This window comes from Lutibacter citreus (assembly GCF_003260195.1).
GTDB classification, from domain to species: domain Bacteria; phylum Bacteroidota; class Bacteroidia; order Flavobacteriales; family Flavobacteriaceae; genus Lutibacter; species Lutibacter citreus.
Map to the genome: position 1 here is coordinate 291375 of NZ_QEIH01000004.1, position 18129 is coordinate 309503.

At 33.0% G+C, this 18129-nt stretch carries 13 protein-coding genes; all 13 read right to left on the bottom strand.

The window, feature by feature from the left end; genetic code table 11:
• Window positions 1–80: 80 nt before the first annotated feature.
• Window positions 81–1469, bottom strand: coding sequence for a sulfatase family protein (locus tag DAD81_RS10305; RefSeq protein WP_111708178.1), 1389 nt, complete (start codon window positions 1467–1469; stop codon window positions 81–83).
• A gap of 7 nt (window positions 1470–1476) precedes the next feature.
• Window positions 1477–3006, bottom strand: a complete 1530-nt coding sequence (locus DAD81_RS10310) for an alpha-L-fucosidase (RefSeq protein ID WP_111708179.1) — start codon at window positions 3004–3006, stop codon at window positions 1477–1479.
• Window positions 3006–4568 (bottom strand): alpha-L-fucosidase, encoded by a 1563-nt coding sequence (locus DAD81_RS10315; RefSeq protein ID WP_111708180.1) that lies wholly within the window; start codon window positions 4566–4568, stop codon window positions 3006–3008. Before DAD81_RS10315 ends, DAD81_RS10310 begins: the two co-directional genes overlap by 1 nt.
• 8 nt (window positions 4569–4576) lie before the next feature.
• Window positions 4577–5047 (bottom strand): hypothetical protein, encoded by a 471-nt coding sequence (locus tag DAD81_RS10320; RefSeq protein ID WP_111708181.1) that lies wholly within the window; start codon window positions 5045–5047, stop codon window positions 4577–4579.
• Between the two features lie 21 nt (window positions 5048–5068).
• Window positions 5069–6529, bottom strand: coding sequence for an arylsulfatase (locus tag DAD81_RS10325; protein ID WP_111708182.1), 1461 nt, complete (start codon window positions 6527–6529; stop codon window positions 5069–5071).
• A gap of 267 nt (window positions 6530–6796) precedes the next feature.
• Window positions 6797–8236 carry a sulfatase-like hydrolase/transferase gene (locus DAD81_RS10330; protein WP_111708183.1) on the bottom strand — a complete coding sequence of 480 codons (1440 nt, stop codon included), beginning with the start codon at window positions 8234–8236 and terminating at the stop codon, window positions 6797–6799.
• A gap of 5 nt (window positions 8237–8241) precedes the next feature.
• The gene (locus DAD81_RS10335) at window positions 8242–8442 is read right to left on the bottom strand and encodes a hypothetical protein (protein WP_111708184.1); all 201 of its coding nucleotides are present in this window, start codon (window positions 8440–8442) and stop codon (window positions 8242–8244) included.
• Window positions 8439–10241: an arylsulfatase gene (locus DAD81_RS10340; protein WP_111708185.1), complete on the bottom strand. Its 1803-nt coding sequence runs from the start codon at window positions 10239–10241 to the stop codon at window positions 8439–8441. Before DAD81_RS10340 ends, DAD81_RS10335 begins: the two co-directional genes overlap by 4 nt.
• Before the next feature lie 4 nt (window positions 10242–10245).
• Window positions 10246–12735, bottom strand: coding sequence for a hypothetical protein (locus DAD81_RS10345; RefSeq protein ID WP_111708186.1), 2490 nt, complete (start codon window positions 12733–12735; stop codon window positions 10246–10248).
• Window positions 12736–12778: 43 nt separating this feature from the next.
• Complete coding sequence (locus DAD81_RS10350) at window positions 12779–14230, bottom strand: sulfatase family protein (protein ID WP_111708187.1); 1452 nt, start codon at window positions 14228–14230, stop codon at window positions 12779–12781.
• 25 nt (window positions 14231–14255) lie between these two features.
• Window positions 14256–15836, bottom strand: coding sequence for a sulfatase family protein (locus tag DAD81_RS10355; protein ID WP_111708188.1), 1581 nt, complete (start codon window positions 15834–15836; stop codon window positions 14256–14258).
• 3 nt (window positions 15837–15839) lie between these two features.
• The gene (locus DAD81_RS10360; protein ID WP_111708189.1) at window positions 15840–17273 is read right to left on the bottom strand and encodes a Gfo/Idh/MocA family protein; all 1434 of its coding nucleotides are present in this window, start codon (window positions 17271–17273) and stop codon (window positions 15840–15842) included.
• Window positions 17274–17305: 32 nt separating this feature from the next.
• Window positions 17306–18127: a sugar phosphate isomerase/epimerase family protein gene (locus tag DAD81_RS10365; RefSeq protein ID WP_111708190.1), complete on the bottom strand. Its 822-nt coding sequence runs from the start codon at window positions 18125–18127 to the stop codon at window positions 17306–17308.
• Between the last annotated feature and the right edge of the window lie 2 nt (window positions 18128–18129).

The following is an 18129-nucleotide window of genomic DNA, read 5'->3' on the forward strand; positions in this document are numbered from 1 at the left end:
TAAAATTACACCAGAGAGGATATAACTCAGTTATTACAAGTGGGTTTTCAAAACGATGAATTGTTTATTTATATTTTCGATTACAATGCACTTAGTATTTCCAATGCTTTTTTATCATCGGTTCGTTTTGCTTCATCTTTTAAATATTCACGATGCTGTTCCAACACTTTTTTATATAAAGGATTAGAAGCCTGATTTACGGTTTCCCCTGGATCGAACTGCATATCAATCAGCGACTCTCTTTTTACGCCTTCGCTATAAACACAATATTTGTAACGTTTACTTCTTACCATACGTCCATGTGGTTTCATACTTATACCATTTACAGGTTCGCATTGCGTCATATGGTTTTCTGAGATTACAAACTCACGTTTCCAAGTTTTTGTGTTGCCTGTGGCTGGCCCCATCAAGCTTTTTCCGGGTGAATTCTTTGGTGTCTCAATGCCTGCAAAATCACAAAGTGTAGGTATAAGATCTATACCTGTATTTACCAAAGCTTCAGTTCTTCCAACAGTAGTTTTACCATCCCATTTCATAATTAGAGGCACACGTACCGACTCATCGTAAAAAACTGTTTTCTGATTCCATTTATGGCTACCAGCACAATCTCCATGGTCGCTTAAAAAAACAATGAGGGTATTTTCTTCTTGCCCTGATTCTTTTACAGCGTCCAATACTTCACCTACAAAAGCATCGGCTCGCTCAATTAATCGATAGTAACCCCATCTCAGTCTGCGCCAATCAGAATCGGTATAACCTTCCGTAGGGAATAAATTAAATCCATTATATTTAAATGCCTGATACGATTTTCTCATAAAAGTCATTACATCTGTTTCGTTTTGGGGTGGAGAAAAGTTTGCTTTTAATGGTGGTAATTCCTCCAAGGGAGGTAAAGGACCAATAGAATCAATAGGCAACTCTTGCCAGCGCGACCACTCACAAATCTCGTGAGGACTTAGAAATGAAGCTACTGCTATATAAGGTTTCTCATGTTTTTGCTTAATAAAGTTTACTGCTGGCTTTGCATTGGTAGCACTTTTTGGAAAACAGATATCAAAACCATGCAGTTCTTTTTTCTTAATATCCAAGGCAACATGCCATTTTCCAAAGTATCCTGTTTCATATCCAGCATCCTTAAACACCTTTCCCATATAGGTATGATCTTCTGATTTCATGACATTTGGCCAATTGCCTTGTATACCCGTTTGGTGCGGATAACTTCCAGTTACCATAGATGTACGCATTGGCTGGCACAAAGGATTTGGGCTGTATGCCCTTGTAAACATAACTCCCTTTTTAGCCAAGTTGTCTATATTGGGAGTATTGATATACTGATTTCCCATTACACAACTCATTGCATCAGCAAATTGTTGGTCGGTCATTATTATTACAATGTTCGGTTTTTCTTGTGCAAATGAAAATTGAAGAATCGTTAATAATAAAAGGGTGTACAATAGTTTTAGTTTCATAATTGTTTTAGTTTAAAATTGTAGGTATTTCTCCATTAAATTCAAGTTTTACTACATATGCAAAATCATCCTTTGATATATTCTTTGGGAAATTGAAAAATAACCCATCTTTATTTTGTTTCCATTTAAGTTCCTCACTTGTAGAAAGAAACGTTATACTTTTAACATTATTCATTTCTAAATTTACTAATGAAGTAACAATTGCTTTTTCTGGCCACCCCAAAAAAGTAACATATAATGTTTTGTTGTCTTTGCTTTTTGTGAAACGAATATCTTTTGAAGTATATTCAACCACATCTCCATGCATTTTTTCATTTGGATTGGCAGGTCCCTCTCCATAAATTTCCCAAGGACGTGTTGCATACACCGCTTCACCATTAATCTTCAACCATTTCCCAATATCACGAATACTATTTTGAGCTAACTTAGGAATTGAACCATCAGCTTTTGGACCAATACACAACATTAAAACACCGTTTTTACTAATAATATCCATCAGCATATCAATTGTTTGATTTGGAGAGCGGTATTCCTCCCCGGGTCCAAAGTTCCACCATTTTAAGCCTAGAGATGTGTCATTTTGCCAAGGATACTTTTCTATACCTTTCATACCTCCACGTTCCAAATCTAAAACCGCTGATCCATCAGGTAATTTACCTCTATTTTTATAATTTACTACCACATTAGGTGATGGAAATTGTTCTTGATTCCAATCTAAAGCTTTGTTATAGTAAAAGCTCAGAAAATCTTTTCGTTTTTGGTTATATAACTTATTGTTCCAGCCCCAATCAAAATAATATAAATCCGGTTGATATTTATCCGCAAGTTCGGTAGTGAGACTCCACCATCTATTTACTGCGGCAGAATCAATACTACCAGTTCCATAAAGCCATTTTTGCTGTTCATTATTATTTTTAAATCCATTATAATGCTTATGTTCAAAAAAAGATCCATTCCAGGCTGAATGATTGGAAACACCAAAGTACATTCCTCTATCTTTTACTGCCTTTTTCATTTCAGCCGTAAAGTCACGTTTTGGTCCCATTTTTACCGATGTATAAGGAGTATTATCTGAATCCCATAAACAATATGAGTCATGATGCATGGCCATAAATGTGAAGAACTTTCCGCCTCCATCATAAAAGATTTGAGCCCATTCGTCAGCGTTAAATTTATTAGCCGTAAATTTTGGTATAAAATCATGGTATTCAAATTCTCGAGGGTCCCCATAAATTTTTCTATGGTTTTCCGCTACTTCTAATCCGTACTTAGAAAAACCTAATCCTTTCTCCTTTCCACTTCCATCATCTACAGAATACATATGGCGACCATACCATTCCCCTTTAAATGCAGGAACGGAATAGAGTCCCCAACAAGCCCAATAACCAATTTTCGCGTCCTGATACCATTCTGGATATTGATAATTTACCAAGGAAGAATCAATTGGAGTAAATTTCTGAGTAGAAACCGATGTTCGCTTTTTATTGTTACATGATAACAAACAAACAAGTATTATAAGTGCTATATATTTTTTCATTATAAATATTGGTTAATTAAATTTGGAATTTCATCTTTAAACTGGAACTTAAAAGAATAAGCGTATTCAACTTGTGAAATATTTTTAGGTAGTTGAATATGCAATCCGGTTTCATTTTGATTCCATTTCACTTTTTGCCCATTCATTATTAGAGTAACAGATTTTAAATTACTTAAATCAACAGTTTCCGTTTTTAAACTTGGAATAACTGCCATTTCTGGATAGCCTAAAAATGTGGTATACAATATTTTATTGTCTTTACTTCTGGTAAAACGAATGTCTTCTGAAGTATACTCAACCTGATCTCCGTGCATTTTTTCATTGGGTACAGTTGGACCTTCACCGTAAATTTCCCAAGGACGCGTGGCATAAACGGCTTCACCATTTACTTTTAACCATTTACCAATTTCTTTAATAGGAATTTTAGCTTCGTCTGGAATTGTTCCATCTGCCTTTGGTCCAATATTTAATAGCAATACTCCATTTTTTGAAATAATATCCATTAACATATCCACAACTTGATTTGCTGACCTATACTCTTCATCTGGTGCATAACTCCAACTATGTAAACCTAAAGATGTATCGTTTTGCCAAAGTAGAGTTTCTTTTTCTTTCATTCCTCCACGTTCTAAATCTAACACTGCAGAACCAACTGGTAAACGATCTCTTCCTTTATAATTTACAGCTACATTTGGATTAGGAAATTTCCCCTTACCACTTTCAATAGATGCGTTGTAATAATTTACCAAAAAATCTTTTCGCTGTTTTTCTTCAAAAGGTTTCATATTCCAACCCCAATCAAAATAATATAAATCTGGTTTGTACTTGTCTGCCAATTCAATGGTAGTTTTCCACCAACGACTAATAGCTAAAGAATCTACTTTTCCAGTTCCGTATAAAGCCTGATTTTCTTTTTGTAGACCATCAAAACCATTACGGTGATTGTATTGAAAAAAAGCGCCATTCCAAGCAGAATGATTCGATAAACCAAAACGCAATCCTCGAGCTTTTACAGCTTTTTGCATTTCCGCAGTAAAATCTCTTTTTGGCCCCATATTTACAGAATTAAAAGGCTGCGTTTTAGAATCCCACATACAAAAATTGTCATGATGCATTGCCATAAACATAAAGAACTTAGCTCCACCCTCTACAAATAAATCTGCCCATTCATCAGCATTCCATTTTTCTGCTTTAAACATTGGAATAAAATCTTTATAACCAAATTTAGAAGGGTCACCAAATTTTTCTTTATGATATTTTGCTGTTTTTAAGCCTCTTCTATCAAAAGTTTCACTTTCCTCTTTTCCTGAACCATCATCTACATTATACATCCATCTTCCATACCATTCTGCTGCGTGATCACCTGCATATGCAGGAACCGAATAAACTCCCCAAGTTGCCCAATAACCTATTTTAGCATCTTTATACCATTCGGGTATTTGATATTGAACTAATGACGAATCTGCAGTTGTAAAGTATTGCTTTTTTTCTACTTTTTTAGAAGTACAAGAAGCTAAACTTCCAAAAACAATTACAATTAATAAGGTTTTAACTAGTTTCATTTATTTTATTATTTCACTTCTAATGAAGTTGTTCTAGGTCTAATTTTTTCTTGAATTCTCCATATTTCAATATAAGAACTACCTAAACTCTCACAGTAGTTTTCTGTTTCTAAAACAATTGAATTCCAAGAATTGTATAATTTTTTTATTTCTGAAGTTAAACTAGCATACTTTCTCCCTGATTCTACAATTCCAAAATAAGACATTGGTACCTTCTCCATTCCTAAAGTAGTTTTCATTTTTACTTTTTGTGTCTTCAAGGCTTCAACTATTTTCAACCCAATAGTTTTTCTTTCTGCCATCAAGTTCTTATAGATTTTATTTTCTGAAAGTGTTTTAAGAAAAATGTGTTGCTCTTTTGTATAATAAGGTTGGTAGTATTCGTGTGATTTTAAAGAAGTATATACATCTGTTTTATCAATCCAATTTCGATAAACGACATCTAAAGAATCTACTAAATTCGGATATTTATGAACCAAGTTTTTAGCCTCCGTACCATCTCATTTTAAATTGTACAACTCCCAAGGATAATCCTCCAAATGTAAAATTGCTCCATCTCCACCTTCCGAAACAATTTTCCAGTCGTTTGCTATTAACATTCTACTTCCTTGAAAATACCCTTTAAAATTTTCACGAGTAACTGTTTCATTATTAAATACTGGAACTAAGCTTTTACCTGGTAATGGTCTAACTTTCCAAGAGGTTTTTAATTTTCCTTCTGCAGGAACACTCCATGTTTCCCCTTCTGGATAGGTTGCATTTGCCAATTCTAAAAAAGTTGGCATTAAATCTGTCAAATTTCCTTTCTGTCTTGTTATTGAACCTTTCTTAAATTTTGCTTTTGGCCAACTCACAATAAACTGGGTTACTTGACCACCGTTAAAAGTTGAACGTTTATAATTTTTAAAAGGAGTGTTTGAGGCATTCGCCCATTCAATACCCAATTTTGCTTGAGAGTTTTTTAATCCAGGTTTATTATTTGGGTTAACACCATCCCACATATGTCCTTCTGCATTCCCTCCATTGTCTGATAGAAAAATAATTAGTGTGTTTTCTTTTTTACCAGTCTCTTCTAACTTCGCTATTAATTTCCCAATATTTTGATCCATTCTATCAACCATAGCAGCATACGTTGCCATTGTTAAATCGGCTATATCTTTATTTTCATAATCTTCCCAAGCAGGTATTTTATCATCACGTTCAGTTAACTCCCAATTAGGCTCAACAATTCCCATTTTTTGTTGACGTTGAAATCTTTCTTCTCTAATTTTATCCCAACCTTTTAAATACTTGCCTTTATATTTTGCAATATCTTCTGGCCAAGCTTGTAAAGGATAATGAGGTGCATTATAAGCTACATACAAGAAAAAAGGTTCCCTTTTATTTTTTTGTTGATCTAAATAATTAAGAGCCATATTTGTAAAAGTATCTGTAGTGTAAAAATTTTCTTTATTTTCAGGAATGAATGGATCTAATCTTTTATTATCTTCCCAATATGGTTGATTCTTTTTAGGATTGAAATAATTAAATGCTCCTTTAGTAATTCCAAAGAATTTATCAAAACCTCTTTTAACTGGGTTTTCTTTTCCGTGCCATTTCCCTGCCATTAAGGTTTTATAACCAGCCTTATTTAACATTTCAGCAATGGTAACTCCATTTTCCATTTGAGCTGGCGGACCAACACAACCAGTTTCAATTGGATATAAACCTGTTAATAAGGATGCTCTTGAAGGTGCACATTTAGAACCGTTTATAAAATGTGTAAATCGTAATCCTTCCTCCGCTAACTTATCAATATTTGGAGTTTCAATTTCCCCTCCATAACAACCAATATCTGAATAGCCTAAATCATCAGCAAAAATTATTACAATGTTTGGTTTTGATTCTTGTGCTTTAAGAATTTGAATTGAAAATACAATCAACAGTATAAAACATCTAGATATAAACTTACCAATTATCATATTTGTTATTTTGATCAATTCCTATTATCAAATATAAAGTATATGATACGCATACTATAGAACATATGATTTTGAATATAGATTGTATGACCTAAATGAATGTATATATAGAAATTAAATAGTTCTACAAAAAGAAAAATCCTTAGAGAAAACTCTAAGGATTTTTTAACATTGCATAAAATTCAATATAATATTTTGACCTATCACAAGTTAAACCCCATTGAATATTTTTATTCAAATTATCTGTTTAGCTTCAAATCTAACCTGCTAATTCTTAGGAAACATCTTTTTAAACTCAGGCTTGTAGCCTTCTTTTTTTGCACCATCAGGAATCATATTTTCAAAGAAAGCATCACGTGATCTATAGTATTCTGAATATACAGGATTACGCATTTCTACATTATTAGCATCCCATTTCCCCCATAACTTTAGCATCTTAGTAGCTAACTCCGGATTCTTATCCAAAATATCATTTTGTTCTTCTATATCTTTCTCTAAATTAAAAAGTTCAGGGTTTGATTTCCCTTTCTGTATATACTTATAACCTCCGGATATAATAGATTTTGTACTCAAAAAACGCCAATAAAGAGCGTCGTGTGGAGCATCAGAACGTTTTCCATTTAAATACGGAATTAAATTAACACCTTCCATTTTATTACCAGAAGTAGCATTACCACCAGCAACTTCAACAGCAGTACGACTAATATCTAATGATATAACAGGTTGATTATAGACCTGTCCGGATTCAATTTTCGCTGGCCAAGAAGCGATAAAAGGAACATGTACACCTCCTTCATAATAGTCCGTTTTTCCACCTCTAAAAGGTGCGTTTGAAGAACCATTTCCTTTATTTGGGCTGTGCTTACTAGGAACTGGCCCTCCATTATCACTAAGAAAGAAAATCAAGGTGTTCTCACGTAAATCATGATTCTCTAAGGCACTAACAACATTACCAATTCCTCGATCCATCACATCTACCATAGCCGCATAAACACGACGTTTTTTATTCTTAATATGTGCATAACGTGCAATATCTTCTTTGGGTGCTTGTAGCGGTTGATGAGGTGCATTGTACGAAAGAAATAGAAAAAAAGATTTCTCCTTATTATCTTCTACAAATTTAACAGCATCGTTACTTAATGCTGTTGTCAAGTACCCTTCAAAATTTGCCACCTGCTTATTCCGTACTAACCCTTGGTTATAACCTGTCTCAATTGGTTTAGTTACATCTATTTTATAGTAGTCGTGACCTCCATTTAAGAAGCCGTAGAAATAATCAAAACCTCGATTATTAGGATTATAAGGCGATGCTGACCCCAAATGCCATTTCCCAATGATTCCAGTAGTGTAACCAACTTCCTGAAGTCGTTTTGGAAAAAGCTTCTCATTAACGTCTATACCAACAATAGGGTTGGCTGAATCAGACGGAGGATTATGTTCAAATCCAAATCTGTGTTGATAACGACCTGCCAACAAACCTGCTCGACTAGGAGCACAAAAAGGGTGTGTTATATAACCATTCTTAAAAACAACACCAGAAGCAGCCAACTTATCAATGTTAGGCGTATTAATATCTTTAGCACCAGTAAAGCCTACATCGGCAAACCCCATATCATCTGCCATAATAACAATGATATTCGGCGATTTAGTTTGGGCAAACAAGTTAACAAAACTACCCAGTAACAATATACATATCAGTTTTCTCATAATTTTTATCGTTTATTTATATTTGCTGTCTCTTTGGTATAAATTCCTTTTACAAATAATGTATCTCCAACAGCCCAATTTCCTATATTATCTTTGTGCTTTGGGTTTTCAAAATTATTAACATTATTAATTGTAACCTCTTGAGCATTAATTTCTATAAAAGAGACAAATGCAAGCAATACCAATACTATCTTTTTTAATCTCATATTTTTTTATTTTCGATATATGACACGTACGTATAATACACTCCGTATTTATCTTTCCCCTCAATAAAATCTGTAACTAAAAATGTTTTTCCCTTCTCCAAAAACACATCAAAAACAACTTCTTCATCTTTCTTGGAAATTGACTTTTCGAATATTTGATTAGCAATACTAATTCTCACTTTTTCTGGTGAAATGGATTTATAAGTAAACCAGTCTTTCGGATTCACTGCTGGAACACCTAAAATTGGTCCAGCACATTCTTTTGGCCATCTTCTACAAGAAATACGATATTTCCCGTCTTTTTCAATATTTAAAGCATGTGTGTTATTTTGATTTTTTAAACCCTCTGCTACTTGCTCACTTTTCCATATAGGTATATCATCTCCTATGGCATGCTGTATGTTAACAGCAATTTCATTTTGGGCAGGATTACCAACTATAAATGAGGGAAACTGATTATATTCATCATTCTTTTTCGTGATTTTCAAGAATGTTTCATTGTCTTTTAATAACCTAGCAACAACTTCAGGGTAATTTGAAGCCAGATTGTTTTGTTGCGTTTTATCTTTTTCAATATCATATAATTTATCGCCATTTATCAATCGCCATTTCCCGTTAACAATACAAGATATTTCAACATCTGTTGGAGGTCTCCAATCTTGATTGTTATGTACAAATATGCTACGCTCGATTAATTCACCATGTTTCTTTTTAAAAAGCTTAGATAAATCGACACCATCTAACTTATTGTCATCTGGAATATTTAGATTACACAAACTCGCTAGCGTTGGGATTAAATCAACATGAGCAGTTGCTTCATTGATATCTTTTCCTCCATAAATTTCACCATCTTTCCAACGGATAAAAAACGGAACGCGATGACCTCCCTCAATTCTAGACCCTTTTCGTCCTTGAAAGCCCATATTATAACCTAGTTTTCCATCTCCACTATAACCATGATGTGTACCATTATCGGTCATGAAAATTAAAATGGTGTTATCTGCTAATTTATTTTTCTTTAAGTAGGTTTCAAGCTCTCCAAAATTCTCATCGATATTTGCAATCATGCCATAAAACTTTGCATTTAATATTTCAATGCCTTCCTTTTCTTTATATGGCGCTACATATTTATCTTCTACATAGTGTGGTCCATGAGGTGCGTTTGTTGGTAAATAAATAAAAAATGGTTCGTCATCATTCTTAACATCATCAATAAATTTCATAGCTTCTTCAAACCAAATATCTGTACAATAACCTTTAAATTGTTTTGGTTCATTATTCACATAATATATATCGTTGAAGTAATTATTACCCCAATAATCTGATAATTCACCAACACCACCGGCTTTATGATGAACAGCTATGTCAAAACCACTATCGGTTGGACGAACAGGATAATTATCACCTAAATGCCATTTACCAAACATACCCGTATTATAACCGCCTTGTTTAAATAAATCTGCCATTGTTGGCCCTCCAGATAGAGCATCTCTTCCTTTATAAGTTGCCCATGCGCCATTATTTATAGGGTAACGTCCAGTAATTATTGCACTACGCGTTGGAGTACAAACTGGACTCACATGAAAATCTGTAAATCGAACAGATTGTTTATAAAATTTATCTATATGCGGTGTTTTTAGCCAAGGATTACCATGACAACCTAAATCACCAATCCCTTGGTCATCAGTTAAAACAATTATTACGTTTGGAGGTTTTATCTCTGTTGATTTTTTCTGAGAAAAACCATTTATACAACTACCAATTAAAATACAGACAATTAATACTTTGTTAAGTTTCATATTACTATTTTAGTTCTTTTTTAAGTTTTTCAATAAGATAATCTACACCCTCATTAGCTGTTAAAATTGAATTTCCAATAAGCCAAAGCTTGTGATTTAATTCTTCTATATGGAATCCTTTTTCATCAAAATTAGATGGATACATACCGCCTCTACTTGTATAAAATTGAGAGACTAAATCATCATTCCTTGAAATTACAATTTTTAATCCGGTAGCATAAGCTTCAACTTTCCACCCTTGATATTCTTCAACTTTATAACCTTTTGACTTTAGAAACGAATCTAATTTTTGTTTTTGAGATTTTTCAACTTTTGCATATCCTGAATAAAATATTTTGGCAACCTTAGGCTCAATCCCTTTTGATTTTCTTACAATATCAATATCATTTTCAACATCGTCAATTGTATTGACCCAATCCAATTCTCTAGTTCTAGCTAATAGTTGTGTTTTATATTGGCTATCAGCAATTTTAGCTAAGTCCTTCCAAGCAACAGCCGCTAATGAAGTTTCTTTTATTGCTTTTTCTTTATAGCTTTCCTTATTCTCATCAAACAAACTTTCATACATATGTAGATACGTTGCACCTGCTATCTTCCCCGCATAATAGTCTCCATACAAAGCAAAACATTCTAAATCTTTAACCGTAGCCTTAAATTCTTCCGAATTATTTTTATTACTCCCTTTTAACTCACTTAAATACTTTCGTGTATTAGTAGTGCATAAACGCAAAGAATCTGCAACCTGTAAAGGAGTAATTAATTTTGAACTCTCATTACTTTTTATATCATCTACAAAATCGGTAATATTTTGAAGTTTTTCATTCTCTAATGTAAAACAGTCAATAAAATCACGAATTGTTTGAAATCCCGTGTACTGATCCATACAACCTTCAGTTGACCACATTGCATCTCCAGGTTTCCAATGAAAATTACAAACTAATGGAAATGTTTTTGATGCATACTTCCAAGCATTAAATAATGCTTCATTGTTGGTGCCTGGAAAACGGTTCCCAATAACATTTATTAATTGAGTATCTGGTAAATTTGGATTATAAGCCAATCTTCCCCAAAGCATTTCTCGATACCAATGTTTTTTAATTTCTAATTCACCCGAAAGGCTTGGTATTTTAGAAGTAAATTCTCTTCCCCATAAATAACCATCTGAACCAATATAAAAACCGGGAACTGGATATTTCATCATTCCAGTTAAATATTCACGAACATAATCCGGATCACCCCATCTAAAAGTAAAAATATCATCATTTCTAATATTCATCCAACATTTGAAATCATATTTTAAAACATCTTGTAAATATTCTTGCTCAAAAATTGGCGGATTGGGTGAACTATACATGCGCGCAACATTGTACTTATAACTAGTTTCAACTTCTCCTTGAAAATTTGATGCAAAATCACGTTGTATCAAAGGCAATTTGGTATGATGACGACGGAAAATAAATCGAAATGGTCTTTCAGGATTTGATTTCTTCGCTGCCAGCACTCCCTTTCCATAAGTTTCATACATCCATTGAGTAGCTGTATATTTTCCAACGGTCATCCCCATTCTTTCTCCAGCGGTTACTCCAAAACCAGACAAATGCGGATAAGTTTCAACCATTTCTTGAACTGCTTTTCGCATATATGTCATAGCCTCTTCGCTCTCAGGTTCTAACATCTCACCAGTTCCTGGTGAAATAAATATGTTCCATGTAAACCAAACTACATCAATACCTCGGTTATGAGCATGTTCCATCACTTTCTTCCAGAATGAAATTTTTTCATCCATGGTCATGCTTTTTATTTTTCGAAGATTGTTTTTGTCTTGAATATCCGTTCCGCTCCAATCTCTATGCATATCCCAAGTAACAGGTTTATCATAAACGTAAACATCTTCCATAGCCGCACCTGGATAATCTTTCATTTTAGTGAGTGCAGGAAACGGATGTTTAGACCAAAAAGTCAGCATATTGTATCTATTGCGAGCCAATTCATCCAAATATTCTACCCAAAAGTCCATATTCCACATTTCTGCAATATTTTTTTGAGCAGCATCACCAGTATCATCATAACTTGGTAAGCGACCATCCAAAGCTATATTCATTTTAACTCCACGATATTCAATAAATGGTTCTTCTGTTTTAGATTCAATTTTTGATAAATCTCCATACAATGAAATTTGCTCAGTAAGGTCCATTATACCATATAACAGACCTCTTTTATCACCACCAAAAATTGAAATTTTGTTATTGTCTAACTCAATTTTATAAGCTTGCTTTTTTAGAGTTTCATCAAATTCAGCACTTATTAAATATTTTTCTGAATTTTCAACTTCCTCAAATTCTTTTTGGATTAGCGCTTTCTTTAACTCCTTCAGTCCAAATTCAACTGCAGGGTTTTGACCTTCAAATTCAATCTTGAAGGAATTGCTTGTACAACTTAGAACTAAAATACTAATAACGACTAAAAGAGTTATTGCTTTAAAAGATCTATACATTTTTGACGGGTTTTACGTTATTTAACACAATTTTATTTCCTTATTACTCTAATTTACCTATCTCTCTTGTTCCTGTCCCTTTTTCAATTCCAACATTCAGATCTCCATATTCTTTACGAGCTTCTTCAACAATCACCATAATTTCTTTTACTTTTTTAGGATGATAATCAATAACATTATACTGTTCTCCCGGATCACGCATCATATTATAAAGTTCAAGTTCCTTTACACTCATTTTAATTCTTTTTCCACCAACACCATCTTTACCTGGCTTGGTATTATAAGAACTCCAAGTATGTGGAAACACTAATTTCCAATTTCCTTTTCGAACAGCATTCAAATTATTTTTCCCATAGTAATACAAAATTGATTCCCTTGGTTCGGACTTAAAATCGCCTTTCCAAAGTGAAGTTATATCAACCCCATCAATTTCATTTTTAGATAATTTCCCTTCACTTGAAGCGGCAAATGAAGGCAATAAATCAATTGCACAAGCTAACTTATTACAAACTGTTCCTTTAGGTATATTATCTCCCCATCTAATTATAAACGGTACTCGCTGACCACCTTCCCAACTTGTAGTTTTTCCCTCTCTTAATCCTCCTGAAGAACCTGCATGATTTCCAAAATTTAACCAAGGTCCATTATCTGTTGTAAAAACAAAAATAGTGTTTTCAGCAACCCCATTTTTTTCAAGAGCTTTCCAAATTTCACCTACTGACCAATCTATTTCCATCATAACATCACCATACAACCCTTGTTCACTTTTCCCTCTAAATTTATCTGAAACTCCCAATGGAATATGACCCATTGTATGAGGAACATAAAGAAAAAATGGTTTATCTGATTTTCTATTAATAAAATCAACTGCTTTTTCAGTATAAAGAGTTGTTAATATATCTTGATCTTTAAGACTTTTAATTTCACCAATCTTCGTATTTCCTTCAATTAAAGGTAATTCAGGCATTTTTGAACGTTTACTTTCTTTTGGTAATTTGTGCCCAGTTGCACTATTGTGAGGCCACATATCATTTGAATAAGGAAGACCTACATATTCATCGAAACCATGTTGCAATGGTAAAAATTCCTTTTGCCAACCTAAATGCCATTTACCAAAGCACGCTGTAGCATAGCCTTGGTCTTTAAACATTTCTGCCATTGTATATTCATCTTTGTTTAAACCAACTTTATGATGTGGAAATAATGCTCCAGTTAATCCAATTCTATTTGGATAACACCCTGTTAAAATACCAGCTCTAGATGCGCTACAAACCGGTTGTGCAGAGTAAAAGTTTGTAAAACGCATACCTTCACTTGCCATATTATTTATATTTGGTGTATCAAAGCCCGTTGCTCCATAAACACCTACATCTCCGTATCCTTCATCATCAATAAATATTAATACAACATTAGGTTTCGATTTATTATTATTTTGACCTCGAGAAAAACTTACAGATATTAAAGTTAATAAGATTAAAACAGTGTATTTTTTCATTGAATTGAAATTTTAATTGATGAATTTATTTAGCTTTGGTTCCTCTAATAGGATCCGCCATTTGAGATCTCCATTTTTTATACATATTTTCCATTTCAACAACTTTTTCAGGATTTAAAACTGCTATATTATTTAATTCATTAGGATCATCTTTTAAATTGTAAAGTTGAATTCCTGAAAGAATAGGAACATCTAATAAACCTATAACTAATCCTTTTTCATCTAATTGATAAGATTTATAATTAAAATTAATTCCGTCAACATCTTCTCTGTAAACCAACTTCCAATCACCAAAACGTACAACCCAATTTTTAAACTTTTCTCCTGAATCCCAAAATATTGGTTCAGTATGTATTTTTTTAGTTTCACCATAAATTAAAGGCAATAAACTTTTACCATCTAAAGGCTTTTTTGGATCAACACCTGTTAATTGAGAAAGGCTAGCATATAAATCTCTATGAGTAACCATAGCTTCAATTTCATTATTTTTTTTAAAACCATTGGGCCAATACATAAACATAGGAACTTTAATTCCTCCATCCATTAAACAATATTTATAAGCATTTTCAGGTTCATTATTGGCATACGATTGATGAGACCCACCATTATCAGAAGAGAAGAAAATAATAGTATTATCCAAAATTCCTTTCTCTTTTAAAGTTTTTACAATTTTCCCTATCATCAAATCCATATATTCCATATGAGCTAAATATATTTTTCTGCCATAGGCATCTGTAATTCCTAAATGAGAAGTTTGATCATACCATTCATTATAATCTGGCTGAACAATTGGGTCCCAATGAGGGTACTCCCATACTTTATCTTCACGATTAAACGATCGAGCAGGTATTCCGTATTTTTCTTGAAGCTCTTTAGGGGCTCTTGTTAAGGCCGTGTGCACAGCGTTGTATTCTAATTGAAGATAAAAAGGCTCATTAGTACTTTCTTTAATAAAGTTAATAGACTCCTTTGTAAAAACTTCTGTTGTATTTGTATTTTCGTATGATTCTTTTGTTTTACTATCACGTGTTAAAGGTCCGAAAGGAGCCATTTTTGCTTTCTTACTACTCCCAGAAGATTTTTTTTCATAAGCTTCAATATCTTTTTCACTCAATAAAAAATAATCCCAAGAATGATGTTTAAATCCTAACCAATGATCAAAACCGTGTTTCATTGGGTCAGATTTTGGACCATTATTTAAATGAGTTTTACCAACTTTCATAGTTTTATATCCAGCCTCTTTCATCATTTCGGCTATGGTATATTCATTTGAAGGTAATCCACCTTGTCCATAATAATATGCTCCCCATCTTTGTTGATAACGACCAGTTGACAATGCTAATCTTGAATTACTACAAACAGGAGAACCCGCATAAGCATTTCTAAAAACCACACCATTTTCAGCTAATTTATCAAGGTTTGGAGTTTGCACATCTGGCTGAACATCTTTTTGAAAACCAACATCTGCATAGCCAACATCATCTGCCAAGATAACAATTACGTTAGGCTTTATCTTTTTTGAATCATTATCTTTTTTTACTTGTGAACATCCCAATGTAGAAATACAAAGAACTACACTAAATACTTTTATTATTAATTTTCTCATATTCTATTTTTTCCAAAGATTTTCTCCATATGACCAACCTGAACGAACATCTTCTTTTATATATTTATTTAATTCTGGATGATTCGTAACTCTCATATTAGAGGAATCATATTCTATTTTTTTATTCAATTTTTGAGATAAGGCACCTAATAAAGCTAATTCTGTTAAATCTGCACCATACTCAAAACTTGACCCTGGTTTTGGTCCATTTCCTTTTATAGCATCTATAAATTCTTCATGTGGGCTTTCATTTTTAATTCTCGGAATACTCTTTTCCCAACCTTTTTTATTGAAAACTTCCCAATCTGCTTTATCCATTAATATTCTTGGTTTATAAGGCTTTCCACTTGTAAATACTGTTGCTTTTTCTCCAACCATTAACATACCATTACCTGGTATTTTATTTAAACCCCACTCTGGTCTATTTTTAGGTTTTTTACCACCTTCATACCAGGTTAAATCAACTGCAGGTTTATTACCTCTTTTTGGAAATTTAAAATTCAATATTGATTGGTCTGGTCCGAATTTAGTAGGAACAGAACTTAACTTCCCAAATAAAGGCTCAACACTATCTGGCATTCCTAAATCCAATGTCCAAAATGGAGCATCTAAAGTATGACAACCCCAATCTCCCAACATACCAGTTCCCAATTCAAAATAAGACCTCCACCACTTTGGTAAATAATAATGACTATATGCTCGCTTTTTTGAAGGTCCCAACCATAAATCCCAATCTAAGGTTTTTGGAATAGGCTCAGCAATTGGAGGATAGTTTTTAGGTTTGTTAAGCCATAAATTATCTCCAAATTCAGGTCCATTAAACCACGCATGTATTTCTTTTACTTCACCTAATAAGCCTAAATCGTACCATTCCTTAACATTTCTTATTCCATCAGAAGCATGACCTTGATTTCCTAATTGAGTTACAACACCATAATATGCTGCTGCCTTTTTTAAAGTACGAAGTTGCCAAATATTATGGGCTAATGGTTTTTCAACATATACATGTTTACCTCTTTCCATTGCTGCCATAGTAGCTGCAAAATGAGTATGATCTGGAGTTGAAACTATAACAGCATCAATATCTTTGTCCATTTCATCTAACATCACTCTAAAATCCTTATACCTAGGAACTTCAGGCATTAATTTATAAGCTCTTGCTGCAGCATTATCATCTACATCGCAAAATGCAACTATTCTAACATATGGATGCGGCTTTCTTTCTCCTTCTGGCTCCAATCCTTCTTTAATTCTTCTGTTGTCTCCACGAATCCCCAACATTTGAGTCCAATTATTCAAACCTCTTCCTGCTACACCAATAACAGCTACATTTACGGTGCTATTTGGTGAAAAACTCATTAAATTTGGTAGAAGCATAATACCCGCAGCAGCTGCACCAGATGAATATAAAAACTTTCTTCGCGAAATATTTGACATACTATTAACCTCGTTTTTAAGTTGAGTATTAATTATTTAATGTTTGTTTTAAGAAATTCTACATTCAATTTCATATCATCCATTAACACCTCTTTTTTGGCTGTATGCTCAATTACCATTTTACCTTTAAAATGTTGTCTTTTCAGTTCCTTAAATACTTTATTCCATTTAATAATTCCAGTTCCTAAAGGAACAATTGTAGCGTCCGTACTAGGTTTATCTACATCCTTTAAATGTAGCTCATGTATATGACCTTTTAACATTTTTAAAGATTTAGCAACATCTAAACCTGAACGTTTCCAATGTCCAATATCTGCACAAACTCTAATATAATTACTTCTCCCTTTTAAAACAGATTTTACTGTTGCCGGATCCCAATATTTAGTTGGTGTTGCATGGTTGTGAATAGCGAGTTTTATATCATATTTTTTACATAATTCATCTACCATTGGAACTTGATCAAATATTGGTTCAGAAACAATAGTTTCAATTCCCATTTTTTTTGCAAACTTGAATAACACTTCCCAATCATTTTTCTTTTTAGGTGAAATAACACCATAACTAGAAAGTTTTATTCCATGTTTTTTCAAAAGCATTTGAACTTTATCTGATTTTTCTTTAGACATATCAAAATTTGTAAACGTTTTATCCGTTGAAGATATTTGTTGTTTACGATACATTTCAATGAATTTTATATCTAACAGCTCCAAATTCTCAAGAGTTTCTTCCAAAGTAAAATCCTTAAAAGAATAAGCTTGTGCTGCAATTTCCCAATCCTGTGGTTTCACTTGTGCTGATAAAATTGTAATAGAGGTAATAAAAAGCAGTATTGAATTAACTATATAATTTTTCATAT

Excerpts from the sequence above, each read along its gene's own strand:
- DAD81_RS10305 (WP_111708178.1), bottom strand. The coding sequence starts at position 1,469 with ATGAAACTAAAACTATTGTACACCCTTTTATTATTAACGATTCTTCAA.
- DAD81_RS10310 (WP_111708179.1), bottom strand. The coding sequence starts at position 3,006 with ATGAAAAAATATATAGCACTTATAATACTTGTTTGTTTGTTATCATGT.
- DAD81_RS10315 (WP_111708180.1), bottom strand. The coding sequence starts at position 4,568 with ATGAAACTAGTTAAAACCTTATTAATTGTAATTGTTTTTGGAAGTTTA.
- DAD81_RS10325 (WP_111708182.1), bottom strand. The coding sequence starts at position 6,529 with ATGATAATTGGTAAGTTTATATCTAGATGTTTTATACTGTTGATTGTA.
- DAD81_RS10330 (WP_111708183.1), bottom strand. The coding sequence starts at position 8,236 with ATGAGAAAACTGATATGTATATTGTTACTGGGTAGTTTTGTTAACTTG.
- DAD81_RS10335 (WP_111708184.1), bottom strand. The coding sequence starts at position 8,442 with ATGAGATTAAAAAAGATAGTATTGGTATTGCTTGCATTTGTCTCTTTT.
- DAD81_RS10340 (WP_111708185.1), bottom strand. The coding sequence starts at position 10,241 with ATGAAACTTAACAAAGTATTAATTGTCTGTATTTTAATTGGTAGTTGT.
- DAD81_RS10345 (WP_111708186.1), bottom strand. The coding sequence starts at position 12,735 with ATGTATAGATCTTTTAAAGCAATAACTCTTTTAGTCGTTATTAGTATT.
- DAD81_RS10350 (WP_111708187.1), bottom strand. The coding sequence starts at position 14,230 with ATGAAAAAATACACTGTTTTAATCTTATTAACTTTAATATCTGTAAGT.
- DAD81_RS10355 (WP_111708188.1), bottom strand. The coding sequence starts at position 15,836 with ATGAGAAAATTAATAATAAAAGTATTTAGTGTAGTTCTTTGTATTTCT.
- DAD81_RS10360 (WP_111708189.1), bottom strand. The coding sequence starts at position 17,273 with ATGTCAAATATTTCGCGAAGAAAGTTTTTATATTCATCTGGTGCAGCT.
- DAD81_RS10365 (WP_111708190.1), bottom strand. The coding sequence starts at position 18,127 with ATGAAAAATTATATAGTTAATTCAATACTGCTTTTTATTACCTCTATT.